The following is a 9,327-nucleotide window of genomic DNA, read 5'->3' as shown; positions in this document are numbered from 1 at the left end:
CGCCCTCAATGGCGGAAGAAGAGGGTCAGGGACGCGACATGGTTCATGCGGTCCGGGCCGGTGGGCCGGGCAATATATTGGTTGAGATAGCCCGCCTCTATGGTCGATGCGCCGCCGACGGGAATCTCCACCCCGGCGAAGCTGCGAAGCTGGTCGAAGCCGGAGCGCGCGCCCCAGTCGGTATGGTTGAACGCCACGAACAGTTCCGCATGGACCAGCGCGCTCGGCCCCTGCCGGTCGGACCGGAGCGGCGTTTCGTAGCGCAGCATCTGGCGCAACCGCCAGCCCATGCCGTCGCCGTCCGAGCGCCATCTTTGCTCCAGCCGGGTGCGTGAAGAGAGTTCGCCGCCCAAAGGCTTGCCGAGCGCCGCGGTCAGTTGCTGGAAGCTGCGCTCCTCATTGACGTCGCGGCCGCCGTCCACCGGCACCACGACATGGGCATAGCCCTGATAGAGGGTGAGGCGCGGGTTCAGGCGGACGCCGACGGCCCCGCGCAGCAGCAACTGGTCGAGCCGGGACGATCCGTCGCCGGTGCGCGGCTGCACCTCCGCGAAATAGACGAGCGGACCGGACAGCGGCCCCATGGCGGTAAGGTTGACCCAGAGCTGCTCATCCTGCCGGGGCGCGGCCCGCGCGTCCGTGGACCATGGCAGCAGGGCCGCGAGGAAGAGGGCGAGGGCCGGAGCGGCAGGCGGGCGACGGGACATGCCGCGCCAGTAGCGCCGCTTTGTTACCCGCCCATGTCCGGTGCGTCAGTAAAGGTCTCGCAGGAAAGCCGGGATCAGGCGGCCTCTGCGGCGACCACCGTATCGGCCACCTCTTGCACCGCCGCCGCGTCGCGCAAGATGCCCGCCATCATGCGAAATTCCTTCTCGCGCGGGCTGTTGCGACGCCAGATCAGGGCGATGTCGCGGTGGGCATGGGCGGAATCAATCGGGCGCACCGCGATATGGGTGCCCGCCAATATGCCGCCCCGGATCGCCATTTCGGGCAGGAGCGTCAGGCCCAGCCCATTCTCCACCATCTGCACCAATGTGTGCAGGGACGTGCCGGTAATCATCGCCTCCGTCCGAATCTCCGGCCGGGCGCAGGCGGCGAGCGCATGTTCCTTGAGGCAATGGCCATCCTCCAGCAGCAGCAGGCGCGTGCTGTCGATCATGTCCGGCGTGATTTCGTGCGGCGGGTCGCGCGGGTCATCGTGCGGAAAGGCGATGTGGAGCGGGTCGGCAAAGAGGATCTCGCAATCCGTGTCGCCGGTCGGGAACGGCAGGGCGAGCAGCACGCAGTCGACATGGCCATGGCGCAGGCTCTCGATGGCGGCGTGGCTCATCTCCTCGCGCAGGAAGAGTTTGAGCTGGGGCCGCTCGGCGCGCAGGCGGGGTAGCAAGCGAGGCAGCAGGAAGGGGGCGATGGTGGGGATGACGCCCATGCGCAGTTCGCCCGACAGCGGCTTGCCCGACGCCTGGGCGATGGCGGCGAGCTCCTCCGCCTCGCGCAGCACGCGGTGCGCCTTTTCCACGATGCGGTCGCCCAGCGCGGTAAAGCGCACCACCCGCCGGGTCCGCTCCACCAGCGTGACGCCGATCAGCGATTCCAGCTCCCTGATGCCCGCCGACAGGGTGGACTGGGTGACGAAACAGGCGTCCGCCGCCCGGCCGAAATGCCCCTGTTCCTTCAGCGCTACCAGATATTGGAGTTGCTTGAGGGTCGGCATGTAACTGGACATTAATCGGCTCCGCAATCCAATGGCGGCAATATAATCGCCTTAGCCGATAAATCCAAGCGCCTTGGCCACCCCGAAGGCCGAGGTGAGGATCAGCACCACGCCCACCGCCATCAGCAACGCCTGCGGCTTCATATGCCGGGCCAGCATCGCGCCGAAGGGCGCGGCGATGACGCCGCCGATCAGCAGGCCAAGCGTCGCCTGCGTCAGCACTTCCCAGCCCAGATGGATCAGGAAGGTGATGCTGATCGACAGGGTCAGGATGAACTCGACCGTGTTGACCGTGCCGATGGTGAAGCGCGGGCTGGCCCCCTGCACCAGCAGGTTGGAGGTCACGATCGGACCCCAGCCGCCGCCGCCCGATGCATCCATGAAGCCGCCGACCAGACCGAGCGGGGCGACCCATTTGGGGTCTTTCGGCTCCGGCGGGAAATGGAAGCTGCGCCACAGCAACCAGATACCGATGGCGGCCAGATAGGCCTGAATGAACGGCTTGATGACAGAACCGTCGATGTTGGAGAGGACATAGGCGCCCAGCACGCCGCCGATCACGCCGGGGATCACCAGCCTGAAGAAAATCTTCCAGTCGACGTTGCGATGCAGGATGTGGCTGATCCCGGACACGCCGGTCGTGAACGTCTCCGCCGCATGCACGCCCGCAGAGGCGGCGCTGGGCGGAACGCCGAGGGCGAGGAGGAACGTGCTGGAGATCACGCCATAGGCCATGCCCAATGCGCCGTCGATAACCTGCGCCCCGAAACCCACGACCATATAGGGCCAGATGTTTTCCAAGTGAATCAGTAGAGAATCTATCATTTCACCCCTATCACCACATTCCAGCAACAATGCCAGCCCATTTTCGCCGTTTTCCGACCGGGGCTGTGCGGTAATGGCATGGAATGGCACCCTGTCAAATGCCCCGCCCGCCGGGCAAATGCGCGGGCCACTGGAATTTTTGCGCTTTGCGGCCTATCTGTGGAGCATAATGGCTGGAAAGGCAGGGCATGGGTCGGCTGTCCGATTATCTCGATTCCGTGAAATTGCGCGACCCCGCGCCCCGCTCCCGTGCGGAGATATTGCTGTATCCGGGCGTCTGGGCGCTGGGCCTGCACCGCGTCGCCCATGCGCTGTACCGCCGCCGCCTCTATTTCCTGGCGCGGCTGGTCAACCATGTCTCCCGCATGGTGACCGCCATCGACATTCATCCGGGCGCAACCATCGGCCGCAATTTCTTCATCGACCACGGCTTCACCGTGATCGGGGAGACGGCGCAGATCGGCGATGACGTCACCATCTATCAATGCGTCACGCTGGGCGGCACCGACCCGGCCAACGGCATAGCGGGCAAGCGGCACCCGACGATCAGCGACGGCGCGATCATCGGGTCGGGCGCGCAGGTTCTCGGTCCCGTCATCGTCGGCGCGCGCGCGCGCATCGGCGCCAATGCCGTGGTGACGCGCGACGTGGCGGAGGGCGCCGTGATGGTCGGCATCCCCGCCAAGCCGACGCTGGTGGACGCCGCCGAATATCAGAAAAGCTTCGTGCCCTATGGCACCTGCACCGACAATCCCGACCCGCAGGCGCAGAAGCTGGAATGGCTGCAATGCGAACTGGAACGCCTCCACAAGGAAGTAGCCGCCCTGCGCGCCGGGCAGGCGGAGGGCGCGCCGGTGGCGTCCGACAGGCGCACCATCGCCTGATGGGAACTGTCGCGCAATTCCCCGGACCGGGCCAGAACGGGCACCAGAATCCGGGAAACATACCGCAACAAACCGTTTTCATTCGGGCCGAGCTGACCCGCATCATGGACCTGTACGGGCGCATGGTGTCGGCGGGCCACTGGCGCGACTATGCCATCGACCATCATCGCGATGTGGCGATCTTCTCCGCCTTTCGCCGGTCGGCGGAACGCCCGGAATTCCGCATCGAAAAGCGCCCCGCCCTGCGCAACCGGCAGGGCATGTGGACGCTGTTTTCCGAAAATGGCGCGGTGCTGCGCCGGGGGCACGAGCTTGGCCCCGTGCTGTCGCCGGTTGAGCGAAGATTGCTGAAACTGGTCGCAGACTGAAACAGTCGGGAAACACTGGCGATGGCGACGATTGTCACGAAATAGTCATACGCTGTCACACAATTGTCATGTCAGTGTCATAGGCGCGCCCATCCTTGATGGAACATGAGCCTTATGACCAAAGCGACTCTCCTGGTGGGCACGGCCCTCCTCCTCGTTGCAGCGGGTCCGCTGCATGCCCAGTCCCCGGCCGCAGCGCCGCAGGTCGCCGGTGATGAACGGGCGGAACTGCGCGCCGAAATCGCCCGGCTGAAAGCGGCCATGGCGACGCTGGAGGCGCGGCTCGACAGGGTCGAGGGCGCGGGTGCGCTCGCGAACCGTGGCGCGGCTCCGCCCCCGACGTCCGCCCCAACCTCGGCCCCAGCCACGACTTCGGCCACCGGACAGCTCGCCCAGTCGGGCAGCAGCGCCGCCCCGGCACCGGCAGCCGCCGCCAAGTCCAAGCCCGTAATGGACATCGGGTGGAAGGGATCGCCGCAGTTCACGCAGGGCGACGCCAAGTTCAAGGCCAAGGGCCGCATCCAATATGACGCGGGCTATCTCGCCAGCCCCGCCAACAGCCGCGCGAAGGGCTTCTCCAACGAGTTCCGCCGCCTGCGCCTCGGCGCGGAGGGCGCGCTGGGCAGCGGCTTCGGCTATAAGCTGGAGGCGGAACTGGCGGACAATGCGGTCCGCATGGTCGACACCTTCATCACCTACCAGAATGGCAAGTGGCTGGTGACGCTGGGCAACCACAACAGCTTCCAGTCGCTGGACGAACTCATCAGCGACACGGCCGGATCGGTGATGGAGCGCGCGGCCTTCACCACCGCCTTCAACAATGAGCGTCGCCTCGGCCTGTCCACCCAATATCAGAGCGGCCCCTGGCTGCTCCAGGCCGGCCTGTTCACCGACAGCATCGATTCCATCGCGGACACCGGCGGCGCAGGCGCAAGTACGGAGGTGAACGGCGGCGACAAGAATGACAGCTATGGCCTCGACGGGCGTGTCGTCTTTGCGCCCAAGGTCGCGGGCGGGCAGTTGCACTTCGCCGGTTCCTACCACTGGCGCGACCTCAACCGGCTGCGCGAGGGCACGCAACGCTATCGGGTGCGCCCCTTCCTGCACAGCGTCAACGACCGCTATATCGGCACGCCCGCGATGCAGGTGGCGTCCGAAACCCATTATGGCGCGGAGGCCGCCGGCGTGTTCGGCCGCTTCCATTATGCGGCGGAGGCGCACTGGCTGAAGGCGGGGCGTCCGGGATTGGTCGATCCGACCTTCTTCGGCGCCTATGGCGAGGTCGGCTTCTTCCTGACCAAGGGTGACAGCCGCCCCTATGCCAATGGCATATTGGGCACGCCCAAGCCCGCCAACCCGTTCGGCAAGGGCGGTCCCGGCGCGATCCAGCTCAACCTGCGCTACGACTATCTGACGCTGGCGGACAGCAAGGCCGGGATCAACGGCGGCAAGCAGAATGGCATCATCGCCGCCGCCATCTGGACGCCGATCCAGTATCTGCGCTTCAACGTCAATTACGCCCATATGTCCTACACCGACGCCATCCTGCTGGCGGGCACGCGCAACGACTATGCGGTCGATGTGGTCGCGGCGCGGGCGGAACTGGATTTCTGACGGAACGAGGGTGCGGGCGGGCGTCGACCTGCCCGCACCCGGCCGCGGACTCCCTTCCTGGCGGAACGTGCGTCCCCAGACAGCCGGGGGAGCGCAGCCCGGCATTGCACCATGGTTCGCAGCGGCCGAAAAGGCCCGCACACGCAATCCGCAGGGGACATCATGCTCACCATCCATCATCTCGGCGGTTCCCAGTCGGAACGCATCGTCTGGCTGTGCGAGGAACTGGGCCTTCCCTATGACCTCGTCCGCTACGACCGCGATCCGCAGACGCGCGCCGCGCCGCCGGAGTATAAGGCGCTGCACCCCGCCGGCACCGCGCCGGTCATCCGCGATGGCGCGGTGACGCTGGCGGAGACGGGTGCGATCATGGACTATATCGTGCGCCGCCACGGCAAGAGCGACCTGACGCCGGGGCCGGAGCATCCCGATTTCGCGCCGTTCCTCTTCTGGTATCATTATGCCAACGGGTCGATGATGCCCGCGATCATGATGGACCTGGTCGCGCAGCGGCTGGGCGCGCCAGTACAGACACCGGGGCTGGCAAACGGGCGGACCGACACGGCCTTTCGGCTGGTCGAAGAGCGACTGGGCGAGGCGCCATGGTTCGCGGGTGCGGACTTCAGCGCCGCCGACATCATGATGGCCTTTCCGCTGAGCACCATGCGCCTCTACTCCCGCCGCGACATATCGGATTCGCCGAACCTGCAGGGCTGGCTGCGGCGGATCGGGGCGCGACCGGCCTATCGCGCCGCCATGGCGCGGGCGGAACCGGACAGGGCGCCGCTGCTCGATTGAAGCGGGTTAAGCGGGACGGAACAGGGGGCGGTGATGAAAGGATCGGCAGGCGCGGCGGGACTGGGCATTGCGCTGGGCGTCGTCTTCGGTGCGGTTGTCCGTGCGGCGAGGGGCAGGCGGGCAATGCCTCCGCCCGACCCGGACTGAGATAGGGTCAGGACCAGCGCGCCGCCTGTGCATCGTCGGCGGCCTTCGCCTCCACCCAATCGCCGCTGCCGTCGGCATGGACCTCCCGCTTCCAGAAGGGGGCCGCGACCTTGAGCCAGTCGATCAGGAAGGCGCAGGCCTCCAGCGCGGGGGTGCGACCGACCGAGGCGGTGCCGACGAAGACGATGCGCTCCCCCACCGCCAGCGTGCCGAAACGGTGGATGATGGTGAGGCCGAGGAGGGGCCAGCGCGCGGCGGCCTGTGCCGCCACCTTCTCCACCTGCGCCAGCGTCATCGCGGGATAATGGTCGAGGTGCAGCGCGCTGATCCCGCCATCCGCGCGGACGATGCCGGTGAAGCTGGCGATGCCGCCCGCGCCCGCCAACCCTTCGAGCGCGGCAAGCTCGGCGGCGGGGTCGAAGCCCTGCGCCTGCACCGTGACGCGGATCATTGCGTATCGCCGCCCGTCACCGGCGGAAAGATCGCCAGTTCGCGGGCGGTGCCGATGGGCGTGTCGAGCGGAACATAGTCCTGATCCAGCGCCGCGCGCAGCCGCGCCCGGTCGGCAAAGGCCGCGGCATGGCCCGCGCTGCCCTCCGCCAGCTGGTCCAGCAAGGCGGAGATGGTGCAAGCCGCGCCGGGGTGCGCGACCCGCTCCTCCCCGGCACCGATGCGATCCCGGACCCATGCGAAATAGACGAGGGTAAGCCGATCCGCCATCGCCCGCCCGTCAGGCGTCCATATGCTTGAGGCCGACGCGCAGATAATCCCAGCCAGTCAGCGCCGTCAGGATCGCGGCGAGCCAGAGGGTGATGAGGCCGACCTGATGGACGAAGGCCCATTCCGGCACGCCCCCGCCCAGGATCAACGCGCCCAGCGCGACAAGCTGGCACGTCGTCTTCCATTTCGCGAGCCGCGACACGGGCACCGACACGCGCAGGCCCGCCAGAAATTCGCGCAGGCCGGACACCGCAATCTCCCGCAGCAGGATCACCAGCGCGGCGATGATATGCCAGCCATGAATATCCCGCGTGGCGCACAGCATCAGGATGACCGCCGCGACCATGATCTTGTCCGCGATGGGATCGAGGAAGACGCCCAGCTTCGACACGGTGCCCTGCGCCCGCGCCAGATAGCCGTCGAAATAATCGGTGATGCCCATCAGGCAGTAGAGGCCGAAGGCGAGCAGATAGCCGATGCGCCACTCATGCCCCTGCTCCGCCGGCCACAACAGGGCAACCAGCAAGGGGACCGCGAAGATTCGCGACAACGTCAGGAGATTGGGCAACCACTGCACGGCCCACGCCTGCCACAGAGATGTGCGGCGCACAAGGGATTGGATGAGGGGGTTTGGATGGGGCAGCGCGGGGACTGCCATTTGCCCGCTGCGGCATCGAGGAGCGAGGGCGGAGGTCGCTGACTGAATTTCCGTCATGCCCCATCCTCATTATCCCGGATCAGGTCCGGGGTGAGGAGACACCAGCGGGATGACGAGGAAAGAGACGGGCGTGGGCGCCCCTCCTCCCCCGCCCCCACCGCCCATCCCCGGAACGGGCCAAAGCGACAGGCCGGGGCTTTTCCCGCGCGTCCCGACGCGCTAGAAGGCGCGCCGAGCGGCAGCCGTTCCGCCAAGGCAAGAAAGAGATACGTCCTTTATGCAGGCTTCCCTGCGGCTTTTGGGCAATCGCCGGTTTTTGCCGTTGTTCGTCACCCAGTTCCTTGGCGCCTTCAACGACAATCTGTTCAAGACCTCCATGGTCCTGTTCGCCACCTATGCGGTCTATCGCGACCCGCAGCAGGAATCGAACTTCAACGCGCTGGCCACGGGCCTGTTCGTGCTGCCCTTCTTCCTGCTGTCCGCCCTGTCGGGCCAGTTGGCGGACAATATGGACAAGTCGCGGATCATCCGCTGGGTGAAGCTCGCGGAAATCTTCATCATGGGGCTGGGCGCGGCGGGCCTGTTGCTGTGCGAGGGCCAGCCGGTGCTGGGCATCGGCCTGATGCTGGGCGCGGTGTTCCTGATGGGCATCCACTCCACCTTCTTCGGCCCAATCAAATATGCCATCCTGCCGCAGCATCTGCACGCGGACGAGGTGCTGGGCGGCACCGGACTGGTCGAGGCGGGCACCTATATCGCCATCCTCGCGGGCACCATCGCCGCCGGCTGGATCAGCCCGATGGCGGCCGCCGTCGCGGTGGTCGCGGTCGCCTGCGTCGGTTTCTTCTCCGGGCGGATGATCCCCCCCGCCCCGCGCATCGGGCCTCCGCTGACCATCGATTATAATGTGTTCCGCTCGTCCTGGAAGCTGATCGGCGGGACGATGCATATCCCGCGCCTGTTCCTGGCGATCATGTCGATCAGTTTCTTCTGGATGGTCGCGACCGTGCTGATCGTCATCTTCCCGCCGCTGGTGAAGAATGATTTCACCGCGACCAAGGAAGTCGCCAGCCTGTTCCTCGCCATCTTCTCCATCGGCATCGCGGTCGGGTCCATCGCGATCAACCGGCTGTTGCAGGGTGAGGTTTCGGCCCGCTACTCCCCCGTCTCCGTCATCATCATGGCGGGGTTCGTCTGGTTCTTCCAATATGTGACCGTCACCTGGACGCCCGCTCCCGCCGGAACCCTCTATGACGTCGCGAGCTTTCTGGGCCAGCCCTACAGCTGGCGCGTGCTGCTGGCGCTGTTCGGGGTCGCGGTGTTCGGCGGCATGTTCGTGGTGCCGCTCTACGCCTTCCTGACGACCACCGTGGGCAAGGACGAGACGGCGCGGACCGTGGCGGCGAACAATGTGGTCAATTCGGGCGCGATGGTGATCGGCGCGCTGGTCATCATCGTGGCGATGGGGATGGGGCTGTCGAACCGGCAGGCGCTGCTGATCGTCGCCGCGCTGTGCATCGTCACCGCCATGCTCGCCTGGCGCCTGCACCGCGCCTGCGAGAGCCACAGCCGCGAACAGGCCGCCCGCCGCTGAAACGA

Annotated in this window: 11 protein-coding genes; 5 read left to right on the top strand and 6 right to left on the bottom strand. The window is 66.6% G+C overall.

The window, feature by feature from the left end; genetic code table 11:
• Positions 1-5: 5 nt before the first annotated feature.
• The 3 genes from LWE61_RS04465 to LWE61_RS04455 form a co-directional block, all read right to left on the bottom strand.
• Complete coding sequence (locus LWE61_RS04465) at positions 6-707, bottom strand: DUF2490 domain-containing protein (protein ID WP_234148831.1); 702 nt, start codon at positions 705-707, stop codon at positions 6-8.
• A 74-nt stretch (positions 708-781) separates the two neighbouring features.
• Complete coding sequence (locus LWE61_RS04460) at positions 782-1,726, bottom strand: hydrogen peroxide-inducible genes activator (RefSeq protein ID WP_234148830.1); 945 nt, start codon at positions 1,724-1,726, stop codon at positions 782-784.
• Positions 1,727-1,765: 39 nt separating this feature from the next.
• Positions 1,766-2,539 carry a sulfite exporter TauE/SafE family protein gene (locus LWE61_RS04455; RefSeq protein WP_234148829.1) on the bottom strand — a complete coding sequence of 258 codons (774 nt, stop codon included), beginning with the start codon at positions 2,537-2,539 and terminating at the stop codon, positions 1,766-1,768.
• Positions 2,540-2,727: 188 nt separating this feature from the next.
• Between LWE61_RS04455 and epsC the strand changes: the two genes are divergently transcribed.
• The 4 genes from epsC to LWE61_RS04435 all read left to right on the top strand — a co-directional run bounded on the left by epsC (position 2,728) and on the right by LWE61_RS04435 (position 6,203).
• Positions 2,728-3,423 carry a serine O-acetyltransferase EpsC gene (epsC, locus tag LWE61_RS04450; protein WP_234148828.1) on the top strand — a complete coding sequence of 232 codons (696 nt, stop codon included), beginning with the start codon at positions 2,728-2,730 and terminating at the stop codon, positions 3,421-3,423.
• Entirely contained in the window at positions 3,423-3,791 is a 369-nt protein-coding gene (locus LWE61_RS04445; RefSeq protein WP_234148827.1) for a DUF2794 domain-containing protein, read from the top strand. Before epsC ends, LWE61_RS04445 begins: the two co-directional genes overlap by 1 nt.
• Positions 3,792-3,905: 114 nt before the next feature.
• Positions 3,906-5,405: an OprO/OprP family phosphate-selective porin gene (locus LWE61_RS04440; protein WP_234148826.1), complete on the top strand. Its 1,500-nt coding sequence runs from the start codon at positions 3,906-3,908 to the stop codon at positions 5,403-5,405.
• A gap of 162 nt (positions 5,406-5,567) precedes the next feature.
• Positions 5,568-6,203 carry a glutathione S-transferase family protein gene (locus LWE61_RS04435; protein ID WP_234148825.1) on the top strand — a complete coding sequence of 212 codons (636 nt, stop codon included), beginning with the start codon at positions 5,568-5,570 and terminating at the stop codon, positions 6,201-6,203.
• 154 nt (positions 6,204-6,357) lie between these two features.
• Here the strand turns inward: LWE61_RS04435 and LWE61_RS04430 are convergent, their stop codons facing one another.
• From LWE61_RS04430 to pgsA, 3 genes are read right to left on the bottom strand one after another with little or no spacing between them, the layout of a single operon-like run.
• Positions 6,358-6,801, bottom strand: a complete 444-nt coding sequence (locus LWE61_RS04430; RefSeq protein WP_234148824.1) for a molybdenum cofactor biosynthesis protein MoaE — start codon at positions 6,799-6,801, stop codon at positions 6,358-6,360.
• Complete coding sequence (locus LWE61_RS04425; protein WP_234148823.1) at positions 6,798-7,070, bottom strand: MoaD/ThiS family protein; 273 nt, start codon at positions 7,068-7,070, stop codon at positions 6,798-6,800. The genes LWE61_RS04430 and LWE61_RS04425 overlap by 4 nt, the downstream gene beginning before the upstream one ends.
• 10 nt (positions 7,071-7,080) lie before the next feature.
• Positions 7,081-7,647, bottom strand: a complete 567-nt coding sequence (gene pgsA, locus LWE61_RS04420; protein WP_234148822.1) for a CDP-diacylglycerol--glycerol-3-phosphate 3-phosphatidyltransferase — start codon at positions 7,645-7,647, stop codon at positions 7,081-7,083.
• Positions 7,648-8,005: 358 nt separating this feature from the next.
• Between pgsA and LWE61_RS04415 the strand changes: the two genes are divergently transcribed.
• On the top strand, positions 8,006-9,322 hold the full coding sequence (locus tag LWE61_RS04415) for an MFS transporter (protein WP_234148821.1): 1,317 nt from the start codon (positions 8,006-8,008) through the stop codon (positions 9,320-9,322).
• The last annotated feature ends 5 nt before the right edge of the window (positions 9,323-9,327 follow it).

Source organism: Sphingobium sufflavum, from assembly GCF_021403115.1.
Classification (GTDB): Bacteria; Pseudomonadota; Alphaproteobacteria; order Sphingomonadales; family Sphingomonadaceae; genus Sphingobium; species Sphingobium sufflavum.
Note: the sequence above shows the minus strand (reverse complement) of the source record. Positions and strands in the feature narration are given on the sequence as shown.